Origin of the sequence: Shewanella zhuhaiensis (assembly GCF_022484835.1) — a bacterium.
Lineage (GTDB): Bacteria > Pseudomonadota > Gammaproteobacteria > Enterobacterales > Shewanellaceae > Shewanella > Shewanella khirikhana.
Genome location: NZ_JAKUDL010000007.1, coordinates 110,845 through 134,094 on the forward strand (window position 1 = coordinate 110,845; position 23,250 = coordinate 134,094).

The following is a 23,250-nucleotide window of genomic DNA, read 5'->3' on the forward strand; positions in this document are numbered from 1 at the left end:
AACGCCCATTCGGCGATTAGAAACGGTACTCGTAGCTGCCAAATACAGTCGCATCATTGCTTGAGTCAAGCTCGTAGTCTGACTTGGAAACTGTGCCGCCCAGAGTCACCATACCGCTCAGCAGCGGTTGACGATAAGACACCTCCAGCATCAGCAGGTCTTCTTTCACAGGCTGAGGTGCCCACTTATTACCGGTACTGACGCCGTCCTTGTTCAGCTGCGCATAACGCAGGTAGGCGCTGATGCCCTTGCTGTCGCTGAACTGGCCAATCAGGCCCAGCACCCAGGTTTCGGCGTCGCTGTCGTAGGTCGAACCCAGCGAACGGCGATAGTAGCGCGAACCGGAAAGATAGGTTGAATGCTCATAGAAGCAGTTGAAACTGTTGCTGTTCTCGCTACAGGCCACCAGGGTGTCTGTGTACTCAAGGAACAGTTTATATTGCTGATCTTTAAAGCCAAAACGGGTATCAACACCCGCCATCTTGGCGCAATCCGCCAGATCCCACGGCATGGGGCCGCTGGAGTCTTCACAGGTGCGCTCAAGGTAAATACCCACGGGCACATCGAACCAGGTGTCGGCGTAGCGGATGTCCCAACCGGCCATCTGGTTACCCAGGCGCGAATTCAACGAAGGGTCGCAGTCCACAGAGCCATCGGCACATTCACCGCCGCCGGAGATGGTATCCCAGAAGGTACCCAGACCACAGTCCTGACCTTCGCCACACATCTGCACCGTCCAGGAGGCGCCAATTTCCACCTGCTTGATGGGGCGCAAGGTGCCGCGGAAATTCCACAGCAGGGTATCTTCAACCGCTCTGTCATCGTTCATCCAACTGATGCCTGTGGTCAGGGTCCAGGGACCAATCCACGACAGCCAGGGCGTTTCAAAGGCGGCCGCATTATTGCGGCTCAGCATCAGTGACGGCATGGGACGGGCATTATTGGACTTGTGCAGCGCGGTATCGAATCCCGGGCCCCACCACTGCTCCACGGCACCGGCAGAAATCACCCAGTTGCCCAGCACCACAGCCGCCCAGGAATCGTCCAGACGGAAGTCTTTATCATCCTGCGCATCGTAGGCCGCAGTGGCCGACAGCTTAAAGGCAAAACGGTTGTCCATGTATTCATGGGAGGCTTTCAGTTCGCCCTTTTCACGGTAATCACTGCCGTAATGTTGGAACCGCGCCGCATCGGTTGCGGCTGTGCCCTTGATACGGGTATTGCCGCGATTGTCCACCGCCTGACGATAGTAATAGTTAACCCGCGCGAAGGCAGCGGCCACATCCGGCGCCATCATCGACGGCTCAGCCTTGCCCAGATCCACGCCAATACCGGCCCACATCAGCGGAAAGGTATTTACCGGCATAGTGATCACCCCGGCATCTGCCAGCGCCTGAATATCGGCTCTGAGATAAACATCGGAAGAATCCACCCAGGGGGCGGCCTGAGCCTGGGAAGCCAGCAGTGCCAGACTCAGGGCAGATAAAGACAAGTACTTCATTAAAATCCCTTTTTAACTGTTACTTTTTACGGGGCAGCGCCAACAGCTCAGCCGCAACCTCGGGGTGCACAAATTGGCTCACATCGCCGCCATGCAGCGCCACTTCTTTCACCAGGGTGGAAGAAATAAAGGAGTTTTCTTCGGCGGGAGTAAGAAACACGCTCTCAAGCTCGGGGCTTAAGCGGCGGTTCATGTTTGCCAGCTGGAATTCGTATTCAAAGTCAGAAACTGCGCGCAGGCCCCGCACCAGCACGCTGGCCTGCTGCTCTTTGGCGAAGTCCACCAGCAGCCCGGTAAAGCCCACCACTTCCACATTATCCAGATGAGCGGTGACCTTGCGCAGCAGCTCCACCCGTTTCTCCAGTGAAAAACGTGGCTGCTTGGACGGGCTGGCCGCCACACCGATAATCACATGCTTAAACAGATTCGCCGCTCTTTCTATCAGATCGGCATGACCATTGGTGACCGGATCAAAGGTTCCCGGGTAAATGGCTCTTGTGTGCATGCTCAGCGCTCCTATCGCTCAATAATCTTTGGCAGAGCGCCCATATTACCTCGGTTTTTGAGCAGTGACAGCTCATAGCACAGCTTTTGCCACAAACGTTTGCATCTGTTGCGCTCAACCTGACGCCTGTCGGCGGTTTTATTGATTTCACTGCCAAAGTCGCCATTCAGCACCGGAAACGGTCGGCTTACCAGGCAATGCAGGTCCTTTTCAAACCAATACTGGATATCCATATCGATGGGTCTGGCAATGGGATAGGCGCTCGCGAGCAGCTTTTTCGCGCCGCTGGCCGAAACAAACTGCCCCGTGGTGGTCGAGGGCAGCTTTAAACAGCGGCTGAGGCTCAGGCCATCGCCCAAATCGAGCGTCTCAAGGGTGTCCTTGGTTTTGCTGCCATGGGAGAGCTTGATGTAGTCCCAATCATCGGACAAACGTGGCAAGGCCTCGATAAAGCCTTTGATTTCTGGCGTTAATATCGCATCGTCTTCGAGGATAAGCGCAAAATCCAGCTCATCGGCAACAATACGCTCCCAGCAGCGCACATGGCTTAAATAGCAGCCGATTTCACCGTCATTGAGGATCTTATCGTACTTGCGCTGATTCGCTTCCAGGTTAAACACCTGCGATTTTTCATCGGCCGACAGCAGGCTGCCGCGCACGGCGCTGACCCTTTCATAGGGCAGGCCAAGGTCTTCCAGTTGTTTGGCCATGGACGTCATTCTGTCCACGCTGGAATCCAAATTAATTACCAGGACGCTATACTTCATTCGTCTTAGTCTCAATAATCTACAAGAGCGGGATTCTACCATAAGAGATGTCATTTTATTCGGCATCAGTAGCGGAATGAAACCGAGTTAACAAGACATTCAACAGACTGATGATATAATTCGCAGCCTGAACCTAAACTGTCGAGATCATCATGAAACTGCCAATCAGCGTTTTTATCATCACCAAAAACGAAGAGAAGCATCTGGCTAAAACCTTAGCCAGTGTTCAGTGCATGGATGAAATCATCTTGGTGGACTCTGGTAGCACAGATAAAACTCTGGAGATTGCCAGAGAATATGGCGCCACGGTTTATCATCAGGACTGGCTTGGATATGCCAAACAAAAACAACATGCTATGTCACTTTGCAAGCATGAGTGGGTATTGAATCTCGACGGTGACGAGGCCATCACCCCAGAGCTGGTGTCGGCTTTCAAAGAGATCATGACTCAGGATAAAGCAGACAGCGTACGTTTTTGGCGCAACGATATTTTTATTGGCGAGCCACTTTCCCGCTTCAGTAAAAAAGCCAACAACCACAGGTTCTATAAAAAGTCGAAATCCCACTTTGACGGCTCGAGAATGGCGCACGAAAGTGCTACTGTTGACGGAAAAGAGATATTTATCGATCTGGCTTTCAATCATTATGGTTACGATTCAATATCAGCCATAACCACAAAAAATAACACTTACTCAACATTGAAGGCGAAAGAGAAATATACCAAAGGCAAAGGTTATTCTCTGGCGAAATTAGTCTTGATATTCCCGCTGGTGTTTATAAAAGAGTATATTTTTCAACGTAAACTATTTTCCGGCAAACGTGGTTTTATATTGTCCATCATGGAGGCTTATTACGCTTTTATGAAGGAAGCCAAATTGTTTGAATTCCACGAGCAGGACAAACGCTGATCGGCGCACAATGAAATTTCTGTTTGTTGTTCGTCAGTTAGCACCAGGCGGCGCAGAGCTCGCCACCCAGCTGCTGGGGCAAAGCCTTCAACGTCGCGGCCATCAGATCCGCATACTCTGCCTTGGCGACTACAGCACCGATGATGCCAGACGGTGGCAGCCCTGGGCTCAGGTTTCCGCGATAGACAAACACTGGCTGCGCCAGTTCACACCAACCGCGGACGAGCAACTGGTGCTGGTCGATGGCGTTGGCCATCGCCATGCTCCCCGCAAACATGCCATCTCCATCATTCACAGCGACTGCAATGCCAGATTTCGTGCCCGAAAAGGGCTAATTGGCAGAGTGCGTAACCGCATCGAAGCCAGACACAGATACCCTGGCCGCGAGATCCTGGTGTCCCGAGCCATGGCTGACGAACTGTCACGCTGGAGCGGTCACGCACATCCGGTGATCCCCAACCCCTTCGATGCAGACGCCGTGCGCCGGCTCGCCAATGAACAGGGCGGTGAGGTTCCCACACCTTACCTGCTCCATATCGGCCGCATCAGCGCCGAGAAACGGCAGGACAGGTTAATCAGGGCCTACGCCCACACCCCGGCCTTGCATCAACACAAGTTGGTATTTGTCGGGAAAGAGCAAGACGACAACACTCCCAGGATCCCTGAGTTGCAAGCACTGGCCGAGAGTCTAGGCGTGGCGGATAAAGTACTGTTTACCGGCAACCTATATAACCCTTTTCCACTTTTAAAGCAGGCAACCTGCCTGATCCTCTGTTCGGATTCCGAAACCATGGGGTATGTGTTGCTCGAGGCCATGGCGCTCGACATCCCCATGGTCAGCACCGCCACCACAGGCGGCAAAGAGGTACTGGGCAACAGCTTCCCCGGACTGGTGCTGTGCAACGCACAGCTGGGCAGCACCATTGCCGCTGCCCTGGCATCGCCACAGCGGTTCAAAAAGTCGCTGCCGGCAGACTATGATGTCAATGCAGTTACCGATGCTTTCGAGCACCTGGTCGAAAATCTGCGTTCCTGAACCGGCTACAAATGTTATCAACAGGAAACAGAGTTATCGGTCTGATTGCTGTTGGTAAACAGGCTACCAAACAAGCATTAACCTCTGGTAAATTACTAAATTTTCATTATTTTTAGCCGAGTCTCCCTCTCTACAATACAGCTGTTATCGGTAATTTCTGTGTGCAGCTATGACCCTTTCTCTCATCATCACCACCTACAACTGGCCAGAAGCCCTCGACTCTGTATTGGCGTCAGTTCTACAGCAAAGCCGTCTGCCGGATGAAATTATTGTGGCCGACGATGGTTCGGGCGACGCAACCCGCAACCTGATTGCGGCCTGGCAGCGTAAGTCACCGATACCCCTGGTACACAGCTGGCAGCAAGATTTGGGATTCAGGTTATCTGAAAGCAGAAACAAGGCCATCAACCTTGCCCGCGGCGATTACATAGTGATGATTGATGGCGATTTGTCACTGCACAAGCACTTCATCAAAGACCATCTGCAGGCGGCCACCCCGGGCTTTTTCATCTCGGGTAAACGGGTGCGGATGACAGAAAAACTGAGCAAAGCTGTGATGAGCCAGCAGAGCCGGCCACGCTGGTTTTCCCAGGGGCTGTACCGTGGTCGCTGCGCCGCAATCCGCTTTCCCTGGCTATCACGCCAATTGGCGATGACCAAGACTGAGTCGGTGGATAGCATCCATGGTTGCAATATGTCGTTTTGGCGCGAAGATGCGCTCAAGGTCAATGGCTTTAATATTGCCTTTGAAGGTTGGGGGCCGGAAGACAAGGAATTTGCCGCCCGGCTAATTCACAGCGGAGTAAAGCGTAAGGTGCTGAAATTCGCTGGTATCGCCTTTCATCTTTACCACCCCGAAAGCAGCAAAGCCATGCTGGAAAAGAATATTCAGCTGTTCGATCGCTGTCTGTGCGAACGCCAGCGCCGCTGTGAATTCGGCCTGGCGCAAAGCCTGTAGCAATCAGCGGCCAAACAGTGCCGAGACCTTACTTCGAAAACGCCGGAAAGCCACTGAAAGGTCTTTCAGCCAGTCGGGCGTCGACAACTTGTAGCGAATACCACGGTGGTCGCCAATATGGCGCACATAGCCTTTAGGGAAAATCGCGCCACGGAAACCACGTTCAAAATAGGCTTCTGACAAGGTGCGCTCACCGCTGTATGCACTGATGGGCGCCACAATCTGATAGTCCCTTAACCGACGCAGCCCCGGGTTGAAGGTAAAGCCATGCCAGAGATCGGCATTGGCATGCTTGCGATGGTTAACCTTCATCAGCTGATAGCTGAGTGAGCGCTCACCGCCGGAATGCAGCAGCCCGGCATCCACCGGATGACCATTGGTGTCGTCCTGCTCCCGCAGCCACACAGTCACCACCTTCTCATCGGCGTCCAACACCCGGAACGAGTCCTCAATAAAGCCCGACCGGTAGAATTCCCAATCATCTTCACAATGGAAAATGTAGTCACAACGCACCTCGGCGTAGGCGCGGTCGATGCTCTTCATCTGACCCAGTTGCGGTTGGTTGTGCAGCACGGTGAAATTCACATCGGCAAAGCGAGCCAGGGTGGCGTTGAGCCGATCGATATTGTGGCTGTCTTCTACGATGATGTACTGGCTGATGGGATAGGTGTTGTACTTGAAGAAACTGCGCAATGTTTTTTCAAGCAAATCAAATCTGTTGCAGCTGGTAATAACCAGTGCAACCTCACGGTTTATCATACAGGTCCCTGGGTTACGGCTTCCCTTAAAAAAGGGGAATCTATCAACCTTTTGAGCTTAATGCCAGATAGCTTGCTGCAACCTGACTCGCCTGTAACTTATGTGATAACTCTGCTGGTAATGTTGCAACTTCATCCACCACCAACGCCTTATCTATGGCAGCGGCCAGTGCTTTGGGGTCGCGTCTGGGCACCAGATTGGCAGCAAGTTCACCCAGCAGTATCTCGTTGGGGCCATGGGGGCAGTCGGTGCTCACCACGGGCGTATTCAGAGCCAACGCCTCAATCAGTACCGTTGGCAGGCCTTCGTAGTCGGAGCTTAACACCAACATCCGTGCCTCACGGATCCAGGGATATGGATTGGTTTGAAATCCGGGCAGGATCAACCGCTGCTCAACCCCATAGCGCCGCGCGAGTTTGAGCGCCTTTTTGGTGTTCTGGCACAGCAATACCAGGGGGATCTGGCTTTGGGTCAGCGCCAGCGCCTGCAACAGAATGTCGTGGCGCTTCTGTTTGGCGATGCGGCCAACATGGATGAGATATGGTCCAGGCGGCAACTCGGCACTCTGGGCGGCCTTTTCGCTTAAGTTATCGAAGTCAAACGGGTTGTAGATCACCTTAGTCGCGGCTGGGCGAATACGTTTGCCTTCAATGATTTCTCTGGCAATACCAGCAGAAACGGTCACCAGATGTTTGCCACTGAGGGCTTTTTTGGCCCGCAGCATAGACATATACGCCAGCGGCCCCAGCTTGCGTTGCCTGTGCAGCTCTTCTTCAATGGAGTTATGCACCACAAAATGCAGGTTTGGCAGCGACAGCCGCGACATCAACAGGTTACTTTTGTCGAGGTTAGACAGAATAAGGTCAAACTCACCGTCGGCTTCCGTCAAACTGGCAAACAAACGCCCCAATTTGGCCGCTGAGCTGCCAAGGCGCCAGAAACCGGTGTAGTTCCCAGCCCCCTTGCCAAAACAGCAGTGCACCTTAAGTCCTGCCGGCAACTGATGTTCTGTGTCTTCTTCCAGGGTAATAAATTCGACCCTGTGACCATCGGCAATCAGGGTTTGCGCCAACGTCAGCATCACCCGCTCTGCCCCGCCGCCGGCAAGGCTGTCTATCACTATGGCAATCCGCTGACTCATTTGCGCTCCAACAGAGCCGACAGCTCGGCTTCCACCCAATCCAGACCATTACCGCAATCAGACTGCTGCAGCCGCAGGGTCAGCGCCTCGCACTCCGCATTGAGCATGGCCATTTTGGAGGCCAGCTCATCAGCGCCCGAGGACATCACCAGACCTTTGGCTTCGCAGCGGGCAATGCGCGCCGGTTGATCCTTGGTCACCGCCACCGCAACGCAGGGCTTTTTCAGGGCTATCGCCTGCAGCAGGGTGTCACCGCCGGAAAGCACTGCGCCCCTGGCAGCCGCCAGCAAATTGATAAAATCGTGATTGGTCAAAGACGCCTGATACTGAATCCCCGGCCTTGGCGGCATTTCACCTTTGTACGCAGGGCCCATCACCGCCAGTGCCGGAATTCCGGTTTCACTGAACTGCTGCGATGCCGCCTCGACCAGCTGCAACATCGCCGCTCTGTCACCCAAAGAGTGTGCGCCCGAGCCTGCATTCAGCAGCCAAAAGCCGCCGTGCGTCAAACCGAGCTGCGTCAGCAGCGCCTGCTGCCTTTCGGCATCGACCCTGGCAAAAAATGGCCCCGTTGCCACAGGAGTGGCACCGCCAAACAGCTGCAACTTGAAGCGGGAAAAGGCCGATACCGCGGGAATAGCAAAGTCGGGCTGGGCAACCCAATGGCGGTCTGTCAGCCGGGCGCGGGAGAGTTTCATACCTCTGCGGCGCTTGCGGGCATGCTGGCTGATAAAAATCACCGCCGCCCCCAGACGCTTGGCATGGGCCAGCTGACTGCGCCGTCCCGAAGCATCAAACACCACCAAATCGGGTTTAAAGTCAGTCATGAAACTGCACACGGCCGCCACCGCCTTGGTGGGCGAGTCTTGCAGCAGGGTCGCGGGATAGGGGCAAGCTTTGCCGTAAGGGGCGTCCTGACTCAGCAGAAAGTGCATCTGTGCCCCGGGCCAGAGCCGTTTTACTTCATCGGCGATGATCACAGAACGCATATACTCTCCGATACCTGTGGCATCGGAGACCGGGAGAAACAAGACTCGGGGATGCTGGCCTTCCACTTTGGCTCCATTTTCCTTTTCGTTATCAGGGCCGTTTGTTTTTATAGCCTCAATCTTTCAAGGCCTTATCCATGGCATCAATAACCGCAGCCACAGCAATTTTTTCCATCAGATGCGCGCCCTTGGCACGGGTACCCCAGGGCACAGCCTTACCGGGGAACTGCTCGGCAATGGCTTCATCATACACACTGACCACTAAATTCGGGAACAAATATGGCCCGGTACGGCCAGGGTTGGAATGGGCATACAGGCCAATCACAGGCGTGCCCTGGGTCACCGCCATATGGGCAGGGCCGGTATCCGGTGCTATCACCAGCGAAACCCGTTTTAATAGCGCCAAAAGCTGCACCAACGAGGTCTTTCCTATAAGATTGGTTAGCGCTACCGAACAATGAGCTTCAATTGCAGCGGCGAGATCTTTCTCAAGCTGTGCCGGACCACCACACAGCAGCACCCTATAACCCTTGGATACCGCATACTCGGCCACGGCGGCATAACGCTCTGGCAACCAATTACGCTCGGCTTTGCTGGCGGCGGCACAAATGGCCAGCACTTTCTCGCCATCGGCAACCAGCTCACTGGCAAAGGCCTCGTCCGCTGCGGGAATGTGCATGTCCCAGCGGGGAGTCAGATCTGTAACCCCCAGCTTTTTGGCAAAGCCCATAAAACCTTCCAGCACATGGGGCGTAGCCAGGGCTTCGACCCGCTCATTGGTCACCAGCCACTGGCCTTCTTTGGCGCGGGCACGGTCAAAACCAATGCGCACTTTGGCGGGGATCATCAATGAGGCGATGGTGGCTCTCAGCGCTACCTGCATGTGCAACAGCACATCGAAATGACGCCCCTTGAGGGCACGACGCAGCTGACGATAAGCCTTGGAACCCTGTGATTTATCAAAAATCACAAACTCGATGCCCGGCAGGTGCTTGAGCAACTGATACTCCACCTTGCCTATCACCCAGGTGATGGAAAGGCTGGGGTATTGGCGTTGAATCGCCTGCACCATGGCCACCGCATGGCACACATCGCCAATGGCAGAGAGGCGCAGCAGACACAAAGATTTCATCGTGTTAGGGTCAAATTTCATGGCATGGACACAGCTTGGTGCAAAGGCCGGATCTTAATGTAGAATGGCCGCAGGTTCCACGCTTTGGACAAGAATTCCACCCATGCAACTGCAAAAGCATCCCCCTTTTATCGTGGCCACAGCCGCGGGTGAATCCTGCTCACTGACCGCCAGCTGCTTCGAACCCACCTACTGGCAAGGGTTGGATGCCGTGAGCGGCACCTCCAAGGGACGCTATACCACCTGGTTTGTGCGCCACCCCAATGCCAATGAAGACTGGGTGCTGCGCCACTACTGGCGCGGCGGCCTGATGGAAAAGTTCAGCAAAGACAAATACCTGTTTACCGGCATGGATAACACCCGCGCCATTGCAGAACTGGCGCTGCTGGAAAAGCTTCACTCTGAAGGTTTGCCGGTGCCGCGCCCGGTGGCTGCCAGGGTGCAAAGGCATGCACTTTGGTACAGTGCCGATATTCTGATTGAGCGGATGCCGGGGTGTCGTGATTTGCTCGCCTGGCTCGAGCAGGGCCCCATCAGCGAAGCCGACTGGAAAGCCCTGGGCAGTTGCATCGCCCGCTTTCATCGCCGCGGCGTGTACCATGCTGACCTCAACGCCAAGAACATTCTCAAAGGCCCCGAGGGATTTGCGCTGATTGACTTCGACCGGGGTGAAATCCGCCCCCCGGCAGATGACTGGCACCAAGCCAACCTTTCAAGGCTAAGACGCTCTTTTGATAAAGAAAAAGGCAAGCTTCCCTCGCTTGCCTTTGATGATACTTGCTGGCAATGGCTGCTCAGCGGTTATCGCAGCTAACCCGGCGGCTAAAGCAAGCTCTCCAATACCGCCAACTGCCGCTTGAGTGCGCCGCGGTTGGCTGCTACCACCTCAAGTCCGGCGTTACCGGCGCTTTCTCGCACTTGTGTATCGCCGGCCGTCGCCACTAACCAGGCCTCAAATGCAGTGGGGCTTTCACATACGCCAAGGTTACCGGCGTCGCTCAGCAGAGAAGTAATCTCTTTAAAGTCCCAGTGATGTGGCCCCATGGCCACCGGCAGTCCCATGGCAGCGGGTTCCAGCGGATTATGACCGCCATTTTCAATCAGAGTACCGCCGACAAAGGCGGCATCGGCGGCGCCATACCAGGTCAGCAGCTCTCCCATGGTGTCACCCAAAAGCACCTGAATGCCTGAGGTTGGCGACTCACCAAGGCTGCGTTTGGCCAGGCTGAAACCTGCCTCTTCGATGGCTCTGGCGGCGTTGGCAAACTGCTCCGGGTGGCGCGGCACCATAATCAGCAGCGACTGTGGCTTGGTGGTCAGCAACTGCCGGTGGGCACTGAGCATGGCGCCGAACTCTCCCGGATGCACGCTGCCCGCCACCCAGACAAAGTCGTTATCTCGCTGCCACTCGCGCCTTAACACTCTCGCCTGCTCACGGCGCTCAGCCGGGATATCGATATCAAACTTCAAACTGCCGCAGACACTGATACGGCTTGGCTCAACGCCCAGCGCCACAAAGCGCTCAGCTTCCGGGGCTGTCTGCACCGCAATCCGGTCGAGGGATTTAAGCATAGGCGCAGTAAGCGCATGGTATTTGGTGTAGCTTGCGGCCGACTTTTGCGACAAACGGGCGTTCAGCAGCGAAACCTTGGTGCCACGGGCCTTGGCGGCAGCGATGAGGTTTGGCCACAACTCGGTTTCCATGATGATAAGCTCGGCGCAGCCCAGCTTGTTGATAAAGCGGCCCATGGCGAAATACAAATCAAACGGCAGATAGCAGTGCTGCACCTTGTCGCCGAATGCCTTGACAACCTCGGCCGAGCCTGTGGGACTGGTGGTAGTGACGGTAATGCTAAGCTCTGGGCGCTCGGCCATGATGGCGCGGATCAGCGGAATCGCGGCCAGAGTTTCGCCCATAGAAACCGAATGGATCAGCAAATCCGTGGGCTTGAGTGGCGCCAATGCGAACCGCTCACCCCAGCGACCACGGTAGTCCGGGCTCTTTATCGCTCTCAGCGCTAAATAAATCAGCAACAAAGGCGATAACACATATAGCAAAATGGAATAGAAAAATCGGGCCATAAGAACCAAGATATGTATGAGTTTTGCCTGATGAATTGCGGCAATGCTACCATAACCCGGGATGCAGACATAAGCACAGAGCGACCCGCCGGGAAGCGGCCGCCAAGAATAAGACAGGATACCCATGAAGACCCGCGATAAAATTATCCAGGCCAGTCTGGAGCTCTTTAACGAGCATGGCGAGCGAACCATTACCACTAACCACATCGCCGCCCATCTGGATATCAGCCCCGGAAACCTTTACTACCACTTCCGCAATAAAGAAGACATTATTCGCTGCATCTTCGATCAGTACGAACAGCACCTGCTCTCAGGCTTCAAACCCTACGATGGCCAGAAGGTGGATTTGGAACTGCTGATGGGCTACTTCGACGCCATGTTTTACACCATGTGGCAGTTCCGCTTTATGTACGCCAACCTGGCCGACATCCTGGCGCGGGACGAAACCCTCAAGTCGCGCTACCTCAAGGCCCAGCAGGCGGTACTCGAGCAATCCATCGGGGTACTGAAGCAACTCAAGCAAGACGGTATCTTTATCATTCCGGACGATCGCATCAGCGACCTGGCCGATACCATTAAGATGATCATCGGCTTTTGGATCAGCTACAAACTGACCCAATCAAGCATTGCCACCATCAACAAGGGCTCGCTGTACGAAGGCCTGCTGCGGGTGCTGATGATTTTCAAGGCCTATGCCACCCCGGACTCCCTGCCTACCTTCGACCGGCTCGAACAGCACTTTCAGGAGCTGGCTGCCTGACAGCCGCTGCGCTCACCCCAAGGTAACTTGCAGACACGGGCTCAGCCATGAGCCCGGCCACATTGCCACCGTCTGACTGGTGACATTTTCATCGCGACAGGACTACAATCAAACACAGACCTGTGCGGTCTACCCCTAGGTTACAAATTAGTTTTTCTTATGTGAAAACCTCGCACGCCCTAGCGCAATTTATGCGGTCATTCATGCAGCAAAAATAAGCTGCGGGCCGATTGAGTTTAGGGGTAGAATGCCGCCACTCCAACAAAAGCAGAATAAAGTTAACTAAGGAGAGACAAGTGGCATCAACCTCATTCTACGAGCAGATCAAACAGCAACTCGCCGACGTGAAGGCCGAAGGTCTTTATAAAAGCGAGCGGGTGATCGTCTCACCTCAACAGGCATCCATCAAAGTAGGCGGCGACGAAGTAATTAACTTCTGTGCCAACAACTACCTGGGCCTGGCCAACCACCCAGAACTGGTAAAAGCCGCTCAGGCCGGTTTGGCCGACCATGGCTTCGGTATGGCCTCAGTGCGCTTTATCTGCGGCACCCAGGACATCCACAAACAACTGGAAGCCAAGCTGTCCGAATTCCTCGGCACCGAAGACACCATCCTGTATTCCTCTTGCTTCGATGCCAACGCCGGTCTGTTTGAAACCCTGCTCGGCCCCGAAGATGCTATCGTCTCTGATGCCCTGAACCACGCTTCTATCATTGATGGCGTGCGTCTGTGTAAAGCCATGCGTTTCCGCTACGCCAACAACGATATGGCCGATCTGGAAACCCAGCTTAAAGCCGCCCGCGACGCCGGTGCCCGCCATATCCTTATCGCCACCGACGGCGTATTCTCCATGGATGGCGTGATTGCCAACCTCAAGGGTGTGTGCGACCTGGCCGACCAATATGGTGCCCTGGTAATGGTTGACGACTCCCACGCAGTGGGCTTTGTTGGCCAGAACGGCCGTGGTACCCACGAATATTGTGACGTGATGGACAGAGTGGACATCATCACTGGCACCCTGGGCAAAGCTCTGGGCGGCGCCTCCGGTGGTTATACCTCAGGCAAAAAAGAAGTGATCGACTGGCTGCGTCAGCGCTCGCGTCCTTACCTGTTCTCCAACTCCCTGGCTCCTGCCATTGTGGCCGCCTCTATCCGCGTATTGGATATGCTCAAAGAAGGTCAGGCCCTGCGTGAAGCAGTATGGGAAAACAGCCGATACTTCCGCGAGCAGATGTCTGCCGCTGGCTTTAAGCTGGCCGGTGCCAACCACGCCATCGTTCCTGTGATGCTGGGCGATGCCAAACTGGCGGCCGAATTTTCTGCCCGCCTGCTGAAAGAAGACATCTACGTGATTGGTTTCTCCTTCCCTGTGGTGCCAAAGGGCCAGGCCCGGATCCGCACCCAGATGTCCGCTGCCCACACCCGGGCGCAGCTGGACAAGGCCATTGAAGCCTTCACCCGTATCGGTAAGGAGATGGGCATTATCTGATGCCCTCGGAGCACACACATGAAAGCACTCGCTAAACTCAAGCCCGAAGAAGGCATTTGGATGGTTGATGCGCCCAAGCCAGAAATGGGCCATAACGATCTGCTGATTAAAATTCGCAAAACCGCCATCTGCGGTACCGACGTGCATATCTACAACTGGGACGAGTGGTCACAAAAGACTATTCCCGTGCCCATGGTAGTTGGCCACGAGTACGTGGGTGAAGTAGTTGATATCGGTCAGGAAGTTCGCGGTTTCAAGATTGGCGACCGGGTATCCGGTGAAGGCCACATCACCTGCGGTCACTGCCGTAACTGCCGCGCCGGCCGTACTCACCTGTGCCGCAACACCACAGGCGTTGGGGTAAACCGTGAAGGCTCGTTCGCCGAATATCTGGTGATCCCGGCCTTTAACGCCTTCAAGATCCCCGATGACATCAGCGACGATCTAGCTGCTATCTTTGACCCCTTCGGCAACGCGGTGCACACAGCGCTGTCGTTCGACCTGGTGGGTGAAGATGTGCTGATCACCGGCGCCGGTCCAATCGGCATCATGGCTGCTGCCGTGTGCCGTCACGTAGGTGCCCGCCATGTGGTGATCACCGACGTGAACGAGTACCGCCTGGACCTGGCCCGCAAGATGGGCGCGACCCGTGCCGTTAACGTGGCCAAAGAAAGCCTGAAAGACGTGATGAAAGACCTCGGCATGACCGAAGGCTTCGACGTGGGTCTGGAAATGTCCGGCGTACCGGCAGCCTTCCACGCCATGCTGGATACCATGAACCACGGCGGCAAAATCGCCATGCTGGGTATTCCCGGCGGCGAGATGGCCATCGACTGGAGCAAGGTGATCTTCAAGGGCCTCATCATCAAGGGCATCTACGGCCGTGAGATGTTTGAGACCTGGTACAAGATGGCCAGCCTGCTGCAATCTGGCCTGGATCTGTCTCCCATCATCACCCACCACTTCAAGGTGGACGACTTCCAGCAGGGCTTCGATGCCATGCGCTCCGGCCAGTCCGGCAAGGTCATCCTCAGCTGGGATTAATCCGGCATCGCACAGGGCGCTGTACAGAGTATGGCGCCCTGTTGCACACTAAGGCCATAGAGCCCATTCAGGCGCCGACGCGCCGCCCGTTTTTGAGAATCTTATGTCATTCAAACATCTGAGTGTAAATGAGCTTATCCACCTGCGCGCCGAACAGGGCGACGGTGTGCAAATCGCCGATATCCGCGATCCCCAGAGTTTTGCCAACAGCCATATCGAAGGTTCGGTCAATCTCAGCAATGACAATCTGGCGCGCTTTATCGCCGAAGCCGATATGGACAAGCCTTTGGTCGTGGTCTGCTACCACGGCATCAGCAGCCAAAGTGCTGCCGGCTATCTGGTTGAACAGGGCTTCGATGAGGTGTATAGCCTCGATGGCGGTTACAGCGCCTGGGCTCAGGCGAACCTCTGATGGAATTCGGTCGCCTGCCAAACCCCAGAGCCGCTCAGGCACTGGTGGATTACCTCAAGAGCCGCGGCATTGAATGCCGACTGGCCGCGGACGAAAATGCCGTGGTGCTCCTGGTGGTAAATGGCAGCGACTATCCTGCCGCCAAGACCGAGTTTGACTATTTTGTGCAGCATCCCACCGACGACAAGTACCTTGCCGCCTCTTGGGAAACCGGCACCACTTCGGCCAATCTGGATTACGGTGCCCCCGGGCTTGCCCTGCTGAGCCGCTTCGTGACTGCCGCAGGCCCGCTGACACTGATTATCTTTGCCGCCTGCATGCTGGTTTATGGTGCCCTCAACCTGGGCTTTGCCAATCAGACCTATGAACTGCTGAGCTTTTTCGGCGCCACAGGCCCGATGAACACCAGCGAAGTCTGGCGGGTGTTTACCCCATCACTGCTGCATTTTTCGCTGATGCATATCAGCTTTAACCTGCTGTGGTGGTGGTATCTGGGTGGCAAAATCGAAACCCGCATTGGTACGGTGCCACTGCTGATTCTGCTACTGGTGGCAGGTACCCTGCCCAACGTGTTGCAATACTTTGTCTCGGGCCCCAATTTTGGCGGCCTCTCCGGAGTTGTGTATGCCGTCGCCGGTTACACCTGGATAATGGGCGTACGTAAACCTGCCGCAGGCATAGGTCTACCCGCAAGCTATATGGGCTTTATGGTGATCTGGCTGGTGCTGGGGTTCTTCGACATTCTTGGCCTGTCCATGGCCAATGGCGCCCATCTGGGCGGTCTTGCGGTAGGCTTATTGCAGGGACTGTGGGACAGTCGTCGCCGCTGAGCATTTTGCCGGGCAGCGACAACCGCTGAGGTCAGGCCATCGCCAATACTTTATTGACCAGCTTTTCGATGCCCGAGTGCGCCTCGGCAATGCTGCCCGCCAGCATATAAGCAGGGGTGCTCACCACCTTGTTGGCCTCGTCCACTACGATATCGTGCACTGATGCATCCTGATGCTCACCGCCCATGGCGCTGAAAGCCTCGCCGGTGCCCTTGTCAGTCCCTATGGTGCCTTTGGCGCCCTTGCCGTAGAGCTTGGGGATCATCACTGGGGCAATACAGATAAAGCCCACCGGCTTTTTCGCCAGCGCAAACTCGGCGATAAAATCGCGTACCTCGGGGGCTAGGTCGCAGTCGGCGCCCACCAATGCAAAGTTGCATAGGTTCTTGGCCGCGCCAAAGCCGCCGGGAATGATCAGCGCATCAAAGGCGGTCACATCCAGCTCGGTAGTGGCCTTGATATCGCCACGGGCAATGCGCGCCGCCTCGACTAATACGTTGCGGCTTTCTCCCTGAGCGACCTCGCCGGAGACATGATTAACCACATGCAACTGGGGAATATCCGGCGCAAAACATTGGCAAGTCGCACCCGCCCGGGACAGGCTCAGCAATGTCAGTACCGCCTCATGAATTTCACTGCCGTCGAACACCCCACAGCCGGCCAGCAGGACTGCAATATTCTTCATAAAAAATTCCCTCTTATGTAATTTGGTTTTAACAAAACTGACACAGATCGGTTGATCTGATTAAAAATCGTGCTAAGTTTATTCATCAGCTTTGGCGAGCAACAGGAAGTAGCATGGCTCGCCGGGCAAATAAAAACAACCAACAAAGAAATCCACAGATCAGGAAGATTTAACGGAATTGCCAAGCTCCTCACAGAAAACTTGAAAAACAATAATAATCAACAACATATAAAATTGCCCTTCAGCATTATCGAATGACATTCCAATTTGTTGATCTTTTAGCTCACAGACTTATCCACAGGCTGTGAGCCGTTCGCTGTGGCCGAATTCCTGTATCTGTGGCATGCTTAGCCCCCAAGAATCCATGGACTGTCGACGCCACTTTTATGCCTGATATAGCCAGCAACCCTCTCATCCTTGTGGATGGCTCCTCTTACCTTTACCGCGCCTATTATGCCCCGCCTCACCTGACCAACTCCAAGGGTGAAGCCACAGGCGCCGTCTATGGTGTGGTCAACATGCTAAGAAGCCTGTTGTCACGCTACCAGCCCACTCAGATGGCGGTAGTATTCGATGCCAAGGGCCCAACCTTCCGCAATGAAATGTTTGCCGACTATAAGGCCCACCGTCCGCCGATGCCTGACGACCTGCGCAGCCAGATAGCCCCGCTGCATCGCATCATCAAGGCGCTGGGTATTCCGCTTATCAGCATTTCCGGCGTTGAGGCCGACGACGTGATTGGTACCATTGCCGTGCAGGCGGGCAAAGAAGGTCGCAGCGTACTTATCAGCACCGGCGATAAAGACATGGCGCAGTTGGTGAACGAACATATCACCCTGATCAACACCATGACCGACACCATCCTTGGTCCGGACGAAGTGGCCACCAAGTTCGGCGTGGGGCCGGAGCTGGTTATCGACCTGCTGGCAATGATGGGTGATAAGGCCGATAACATCCCAGGCCTGCCCGGCGTTGGCGAGAAGACCGCGCTGGCAATGCTCACAGGCGCAGGCGGCGTGGCCAAACTGCTGGCCGAGCCCGATTGCGTCACAGACCTGGGCTTTCGCGGCGCCAAAACCATGGCAACCAAAATCCGCGACAATGCCGAAATGCTCGAACTGTCCTATCAGCTCGCTACCATCAAAACCGATGTGAAACTTGAGCAGGACTGGCATCAGCTGTCACTCACCGAGCCGAATCGTGACGAATTGATTGCCTGCTATGGCGAGATGGAGTTCAAGCGCTGGCTTGCCGAAGTGCTGAACAACAAGTCGCCCCTGGGTGCCAGGGCTTCTGCAGCGCAGGCAAGCCAGGAGACTACCGAAACACCGGTGGCTGCCGCCATCGAAACCCAATACGACACCCTGCTGACCAACGCCGAGTTGGATGCCTGGCTTGAGAAGCTCGGCAAGGCCGAACTGATAGCGGTGGACACCGAGACCACCAGTCTCGACTATATGCAGGCCGAATTGGTGGGTCTGTCCTTTGCCATTGAACCCGGTAAGGCTGCTTACCTGCCGCTGGGGCACGACTATCCCGGCGCGCCGGAGCAGCTGCCACGGGACGCCACCCTGGCCAAGCTCAAGCCACTGCTTGAAAATCCCGCCATCAAAAAAGTGGGCCAGAACCTCAAGTACGATATGAGCGTGCTGGCCAATGCCGGTATCCAGCTGAAAGGCGTGGCCTTCGATACCATGCTCGAATCCTACGTGTTCAACTCGGTGGCCAGTCGCCACGATATGGATGGTCTGGCGCTCAAGTATCTGGGCCATAAGAATATCAGCTTCGAAGAGATTGCCGGTAAAGGTGCCAAACAGCTCACCTTCAATCAAATTGCCCTCGAACAAGCCGCCCCCTATGCGGCCGAAGATGCTGATATCACCTTAAGACTGCATCAACATTTATGGCCGCGCCTCAGTAAAGAAGAAGGCCTGGAGTCAGTATTTACCGAGCTCGAACTGCCGCTGATTGATGTGCTGTCTGATATCGAGCGCCGCGGCGTACTTATCGACAGCATGCTGCTGGGTCAGCAGAGTGAAGAGCTGGCGCGCAAGATTGATGAGCTTGAAAAAAAGGCCCACGACATTGCCGGTGAGCCCTTCAATCTGTCATCTACCAAGCAGTTGCAGGAGCTGTTTTTCACCAAGCTGGGTTATCCGGTCATCAAAAAGACCCCCAAGGGTGCGCCTTCCACCGCCGAAGAAGTCTTGGTTGAGCTGGCGCTGGACTACCCGCTGCCGAAGATCATCCTCGAGCACCGCAGCCTGACCAAGCTTAAGAGCACCTACACAGATAAGTTGCCGCTGATGATCAATAGCCGTACCGGTCGGGTGCATACCAGCTACCATCAGGCCAACGCCGCCACCGGCCGCCTGTCATCCAGTGACCCAAACCTGCAGAACATCCCTATTCGTACCGAGGTGGGACGTCGTATCCGCCAGGCCTTTGTTGCGCCAAAGGGCAAACGTATTCTGGCGGCAGACTACTCGCAGATTGAACTGAGGATCATGGCGCATCTGTCCCAGGATGAAGGCCTGCTGCGCGCCTTTGCCGAAGGTAAAGACATTCACCGCGCCACCGCCGCCGAAGTGTTCGACGTGGCCTTCGAGACAGTGACGCCTGAGCAGCGCCGCCGCGCCAAGGCGGTGAACTTCGGTCTGATTTACGGTATGTCGGCTTTTGGTCTGGCCCGTCAGCTGGATATTCCCCGCAACGAAGCCCAGAGCTATATCGACACCTACTTTAAGCGCTACCCCGGCGTGCTTAAGTATATGGAAGACACCCGCGCCATGGCTTCGGAGCAAGGCTATGTGGCCACCCTGTTTGGCCGCCGTCTGTATTTGCCGGAAATCCGCGACCGCAACGCCATGCGCCGTCAGGCCGCTGAGCGCGCCGCCATTAACGCCCCGATGCAGGGCACGGCAGCAGACATCATTAAAAAGGCCATGATTGCCATTCAGCACTGGATTAACACCGAGACCCAGGGCGAAATTCAGATGATCATGCAGGTGCACGATGAATTGGTATTCGAGGTGGATGCCGATAAAGCCGAGACCCTGAAAGACAAGGTGTGTGAAATGATGGCGGCCGCCGCCAGCCTAGATGTGCCGCTATTGGCCGAAGCAGGGCTTGGCGACAACTGGGATCAGGCCCACTGATAGCCTCGATAAGTCCGCTGGCGGCGCAGTGTCGCCGCCAGCGGCTTTACCCTGCCAACACTAGCAATATAAACGTTTGAAAATAAAGAAATATCAGTTATCGCCATATCCGCTTTTTTATATCTCTTGTTATACGCTCAGTTCCGATTTCTGCATTTTCCGTACTGTCAGACCTTTGTTCGGTCATCTCAGCTGACAGAGCTAGTCACGCTTAGCGTTCAATTCCGCCTCAGCGCAGGTCAGATTGCTGGTGTAACAGGTTCTCCCGCTGCTCTGCTTCTATAACCCTATTTCTGATAGCCCCGGCTCTTCTTGCCAACTTCCCACCACATTTGTCACCGCACTTCTCGCCACACTTGCCGCCACACTGCGCTCAGCGCGTCTCGATGGCTGCTCGCTGTATCGCTTCTCACCATGTAGAACAAACAGTCAGGCCGTTTTGAAACTCAGCGCCAGAAGTCGGCGCTGCTGCAATTAACTGGCTTCAGCCCGATTGATTGCACCTGGCGCTATTACGACGCGAACTATTCCGTCATGAACAATTCCGTTATGAACAATTGCGTCGTGCGCTATCACGCCAGACTGTAACAAGAGAGCATTCCTCCTTTGGTGATAAGCAATTGATATAAAGATGTAAAACCCATCTGTGTGCATAAAGGTAAATGCAGCAGCCAGACCTATGTGCTCTCCGGGCTTATTGCGCAGCGCGTCAGAGGTCAGTTACGGCTTGTGAATGCGGTTACCGGAGGGCGTGTTAGTCACTCTCAGCAGTCTCAAAGGCCGAACAATCCGTATCAAATCCGGCAAAACAGTGAGGAGCTGAGTAAATACTCTGGATGTAGCCTTTTGATCAGAAAAAATTCCATGAACGGCCGAAAAAACCTAAGCCACTGTTTATAGGCTTTTAATTGTAATTTTCAGATCAAATTAAGTTGCTTTTATGAGCGTTTCTGTGGGATCGAACTCACATTATTGTCTCTTTTTCAAAAAAACTGTTTTCATATTTCCGTCAATTGCAGTATTATTCTCGGCGTAGGGTACAGAGGTTAAGATGTTCTATCTTTCAGACCTTTATTTCACTTGATAGTGATGCCAAATTATGGCGCCCCAGCATCTCGTATGCTGGGGCTTTTTTTATGCCCTCAAAAAAATTTAGAGCTTTTACTTTAATTTCACAGAAAGAGCGGATAAGATGTGTTCATTGAGAGCCATCGAAGCAGTTTGGTGGTACTTGAGTCTTGTTGAATTTTTAGCTTCTCCCCAAAAGAGCTAAGACTTTGCGCCGATGGCTGGTCCGTCGGCGTTTTTTTATGTCTTAAATCAACCAGACCCCAGCGTTAAGAGGCACACCGATATCGGCTGGCCCCGTTAACACATACCCCACAGCTTAAAAATTCCGTGTCGATTTAACATACTGTTTTTCAGGCAATAAAAAACGCCGCAAGCGGCGTTCTTAACTGCATTGAGATACGGCTATTCGCCGGCTTCGTCAGCCTCACCTTGCTCTTCGAGCCAATCTGGGTGACACCAGGCATCCAGAATCGAAAGCACCTTGGGCTTGCCGGTGCCTTTTAAGGAAGAAAAGGGTTCAACACTCACCCAATCACCAAATTCCGCCAGCTCTTTCCGTACCGCATTGACAGTTTTCATCTTGTCGCTCTGGCCCAGTTTGTCGGCCTTGGTGAGCAGTGCCAGCACAGGAATCTGACTCGCTACCGACCACTCAATCATCTGGCGATCGAGATCTTTCAGTGGATGACGAATGTCCATCAACACCACCACGCCACTGAGGCATTCGCGCTTTTGCAGATACTCACCGAGGGCGTTTTGCCATTTACGCTTCATATCCAGTGGCACCTTGGCAAAACCATAGCCGGGTAAGTCCACCAGGCGGCGCTGACTGTCCAGCTCAAACACGTTAATAAGCTGAGTACGTCCCGGCGTTTTACTGGTACGCGCCAGGTTCTTTTGCTCAGTCAAGGCATTGAGTGCACTGGATTTACCGGCGTTTGAACGACCGGCGAACGCAATTTCCACCCCGGTATCACCCGGCAGGTGCTTGTCGAGATGGGCGATATCCGGCGCACTGATCAAAAACTTGGTTTGACGAAAATCGATACGGGTTTGGCTCACTGTGGACTCCGGAGTATTGTCAGGCTTGGGCAGAAATTGTCGAAGAATTGCTTACTTTTGCACGTTTTCGTGTAAAATATTGCACCGATCACATTACGCTATATTACCACGCTTGCGGGCCAGGCCGGTAAGCTCGGGACAATAATCTTAACAAGAAGTTGGAACGCTATGAAAAAGTTAGCTCTTGCGCTGTCTGTTCTCGCTGCTATGTCTACCACTGCGATGGCTGAAGGTGATGCGGCTGCGGGTCAATCTAAAGCGGCTCTGTGCGTTGCCTGCCACGGCGCCGACGGCAACAGCATGATCGACATGTACCCCAAGCTGGCCGGTCAACACGCCCATTACCTGGAAAAGCAGCTGCATGATTTCCAGAACGCCATGAAAACCGGCGGCAAAGAAGGCCGTATGGATCCTATCATGGGCGGCATGGTAATGACCCTGAACGAACAGGATATGGCTGATCTGGCCGCGTTTTTCGCCAGCCAGACTCAAACCCATGCACCAGTAGCCGACGTACCAGCACTGGGCGAGCAACTGTACCTGGGTGGTGACATGTCTCGCGGTATCACTGCCTGTGTGGCCTGCCACGGTCCAGACGGCAAAGGTACTGAGCAAGCCGGTTTCCCAATGGTTTCTGGCCAGCACGCCAACTACATCAAGATCCAGCTGACCAAATTCCGTGACAAGGCCCGTACCAACGACCTGAACGGCATGATGCAGGATGTGGCCAAGAAGCTCAGCGATGCTGACATCGAAGCCCTGTCCAAGTACATCGCTAACCTGAAGTAACCCTCAGGTGTGATATGAAGGGCGAGCATTATCGCCCTTTTTCACACCTCAAAGTTTACGTTTACGTCAACTGATTTTATTTTTACTTGACACCGATCACGCTTTTCGGTTTAATTGCCCTCGTACCAAAACAAACCCATCTGTATGAACAAAAATCATACTGACAACATA

Annotated in this window: 21 protein-coding genes; 11 read left to right on the forward strand and 10 right to left on the reverse strand. The window is 54.5% G+C overall.

Annotation, left to right across the window (positions count from 1 at the left end; all coding sequences use genetic code 11):
• Nucleotides 1–16 precede the first annotated feature (16 nt).
• The 3 genes from MJ923_RS17260 to MJ923_RS17270 are packed head-to-tail and all read right to left on the reverse strand — an operon-like array spanning nt 17 to nt 2,773.
• Nucleotides 17–1,501 (reverse strand): capsule assembly Wzi family protein, encoded by a 1,485-nt coding sequence (locus tag MJ923_RS17260; protein WP_240592153.1) that lies wholly within the window; start codon nt 1,499–1,501, stop codon nt 17–19.
• A 19-nt stretch (nt 1,502–1,520) separates the two neighbouring features.
• Nucleotides 1,521–2,006, reverse strand: a complete 486-nt coding sequence (gene coaD, locus MJ923_RS17265; protein ID WP_126168971.1) for a pantetheine-phosphate adenylyltransferase — start codon at nt 2,004–2,006, stop codon at nt 1,521–1,523.
• An 11-nt stretch (nt 2,007–2,017) separates the two neighbouring features.
• Nucleotides 2,018–2,773 carry a glycosyltransferase family 25 protein gene (locus MJ923_RS17270; RefSeq protein ID WP_240592154.1) on the reverse strand — a complete coding sequence of 252 codons (756 nt, stop codon included), beginning with the start codon at nt 2,771–2,773 and terminating at the stop codon, nt 2,018–2,020.
• Nucleotides 2,774–2,925: 152 nt separating this feature from the next.
• On the opposite strand from MJ923_RS17270, the gene MJ923_RS17275 reads away from it, so the two are divergent.
• The 3 genes from MJ923_RS17275 to MJ923_RS17285 all read left to right on the forward strand — a co-directional run bounded on the left by MJ923_RS17275 (nt 2,926) and on the right by MJ923_RS17285 (nt 5,675).
• Nucleotides 2,926–3,681, forward strand: a complete 756-nt coding sequence (locus MJ923_RS17275; protein ID WP_240592155.1) for a glycosyltransferase family 2 protein — start codon at nt 2,926–2,928, stop codon at nt 3,679–3,681.
• 10 nt (nt 3,682–3,691) lie between these two features.
• The gene (locus MJ923_RS17280; RefSeq protein WP_240592156.1) at nt 3,692–4,717 is read left to right on the forward strand and encodes a glycosyltransferase; all 1,026 of its coding nucleotides are present in this window, start codon (nt 3,692–3,694) and stop codon (nt 4,715–4,717) included.
• Between the two features lie 169 nt (nt 4,718–4,886).
• A complete protein-coding gene (locus MJ923_RS17285; protein ID WP_240592157.1) occupies nt 4,887–5,675 on the forward strand; it encodes a glycosyltransferase family 2 protein in 789 nt (262 codons plus the stop codon).
• Nucleotides 5,676–5,678: 3 nt separating this feature from the next.
• Here the strand turns inward: MJ923_RS17285 and MJ923_RS17290 are convergent, their stop codons facing one another.
• The 4 genes from MJ923_RS17290 to MJ923_RS17305 all read right to left on the reverse strand — a co-directional run bounded on the left by MJ923_RS17290 (nt 5,679) and on the right by MJ923_RS17305 (nt 9,717).
• Nucleotides 5,679–6,434 carry a glycosyltransferase family 2 protein gene (locus MJ923_RS17290; RefSeq protein ID WP_240592158.1) on the reverse strand — a complete coding sequence of 252 codons (756 nt, stop codon included), beginning with the start codon at nt 6,432–6,434 and terminating at the stop codon, nt 5,679–5,681.
• Nucleotides 6,435–6,477: 43 nt separating this feature from the next.
• Nucleotides 6,478–7,575: a glycosyltransferase gene (locus MJ923_RS17295; protein ID WP_240592159.1), complete on the reverse strand. Its 1,098-nt coding sequence runs from the start codon at nt 7,573–7,575 to the stop codon at nt 6,478–6,480.
• On the reverse strand, nt 7,572–8,564 hold the full coding sequence (locus MJ923_RS17300; protein ID WP_240592160.1) for a hypothetical protein: 993 nt from the start codon (nt 8,562–8,564) through the stop codon (nt 7,572–7,574). Before MJ923_RS17300 ends, MJ923_RS17295 begins: the two co-directional genes overlap by 4 nt.
• A gap of 115 nt (nt 8,565–8,679) precedes the next feature.
• On the reverse strand, nt 8,680–9,717 hold the full coding sequence (locus MJ923_RS17305; RefSeq protein WP_240592161.1) for a glycosyltransferase family 9 protein: 1,038 nt from the start codon (nt 9,715–9,717) through the stop codon (nt 8,680–8,682).
• Nucleotides 9,718–9,799: 82 nt separating this feature from the next.
• Between MJ923_RS17305 and MJ923_RS17310 the strand changes: the two genes are divergently transcribed.
• A complete protein-coding gene (locus MJ923_RS17310) occupies nt 9,800–10,510 on the forward strand; it encodes a 3-deoxy-D-manno-octulosonic acid kinase (RefSeq protein ID WP_240592162.1) in 711 nt (236 codons plus the stop codon).
• Between the two features lie 8 nt (nt 10,511–10,518).
• On the opposite strand, the gene waaA is transcribed toward MJ923_RS17310, so the two are convergent.
• Entirely contained in the window at nt 10,519–11,778 is a 1,260-nt protein-coding gene (waaA, locus tag MJ923_RS17315; RefSeq protein WP_240592163.1) for a lipid IV(A) 3-deoxy-D-manno-octulosonic acid transferase, read from the reverse strand.
• Nucleotides 11,779–11,902: 124 nt separating this feature from the next.
• On the opposite strand from waaA, the gene MJ923_RS17320 reads away from it, so the two are divergent.
• The 5 genes from MJ923_RS17320 to glpG all read left to right on the forward strand — a co-directional run bounded on the left by MJ923_RS17320 (nt 11,903) and on the right by glpG (nt 16,314).
• A complete protein-coding gene (locus tag MJ923_RS17320) occupies nt 11,903–12,538 on the forward strand; it encodes a TetR/AcrR family transcriptional regulator (RefSeq protein WP_126168960.1) in 636 nt (211 codons plus the stop codon).
• A 296-nt stretch (nt 12,539–12,834) separates the two neighbouring features.
• Nucleotides 12,835–14,028: a glycine C-acetyltransferase gene (locus tag MJ923_RS17325; protein WP_126168959.1), complete on the forward strand. Its 1,194-nt coding sequence runs from the start codon at nt 12,835–12,837 to the stop codon at nt 14,026–14,028.
• Between the two features lie 18 nt (nt 14,029–14,046).
• Complete coding sequence (gene tdh, locus MJ923_RS17330; RefSeq protein WP_240592164.1) at nt 14,047–15,072, forward strand: L-threonine 3-dehydrogenase; 1,026 nt, start codon at nt 14,047–14,049, stop codon at nt 15,070–15,072.
• A gap of 103 nt (nt 15,073–15,175) precedes the next feature.
• A complete protein-coding gene (glpE, locus tag MJ923_RS17335) occupies nt 15,176–15,484 on the forward strand; it encodes a thiosulfate sulfurtransferase GlpE (RefSeq protein ID WP_240592165.1) in 309 nt (102 codons plus the stop codon).
• Nucleotides 15,481–16,314 carry a rhomboid family intramembrane serine protease GlpG gene (gene glpG / locus MJ923_RS17340; RefSeq protein ID WP_240592228.1) on the forward strand — a complete coding sequence of 278 codons (834 nt, stop codon included), beginning with the start codon at nt 15,481–15,483 and terminating at the stop codon, nt 16,312–16,314. Before glpE ends, glpG begins: the two co-directional genes overlap by 4 nt.
• A 31-nt stretch (nt 16,315–16,345) precedes the next feature.
• Here the strand turns inward: glpG and elbB are convergent, their stop codons facing one another.
• On the reverse strand, nt 16,346–16,999 hold the full coding sequence (gene elbB, locus MJ923_RS17345; protein ID WP_240592166.1) for an isoprenoid biosynthesis glyoxalase ElbB: 654 nt from the start codon (nt 16,997–16,999) through the stop codon (nt 16,346–16,348).
• A gap of 386 nt (nt 17,000–17,385) precedes the next feature.
• Here elbB and polA point away from each other — a divergent pair, with 386 nt between their 5' ends.
• Nucleotides 17,386–20,157, forward strand: a complete 2,772-nt coding sequence (gene polA / locus MJ923_RS17350) for a DNA polymerase I (RefSeq protein WP_240592167.1) — start codon at nt 17,386–17,388, stop codon at nt 20,155–20,157.
• Between the two features lie 1,473 nt (nt 20,158–21,630).
• Here the strand turns inward: polA and yihA are convergent.
• Nucleotides 21,631–22,290 (reverse strand): ribosome biogenesis GTP-binding protein YihA/YsxC, encoded by a 660-nt coding sequence (gene yihA, locus MJ923_RS17355; RefSeq protein ID WP_240592168.1) that lies wholly within the window; start codon nt 22,288–22,290, stop codon nt 21,631–21,633.
• A 168-nt stretch (nt 22,291–22,458) separates the two neighbouring features.
• Between yihA and MJ923_RS17360 the strand changes: the two genes are divergently transcribed.
• Nucleotides 22,459–23,079 carry a c-type cytochrome gene (locus tag MJ923_RS17360; RefSeq protein ID WP_126168952.1) on the forward strand — a complete coding sequence of 207 codons (621 nt, stop codon included), beginning with the start codon at nt 22,459–22,461 and terminating at the stop codon, nt 23,077–23,079.
• Nucleotides 23,080–23,250 lie beyond the last annotated feature (171 nt).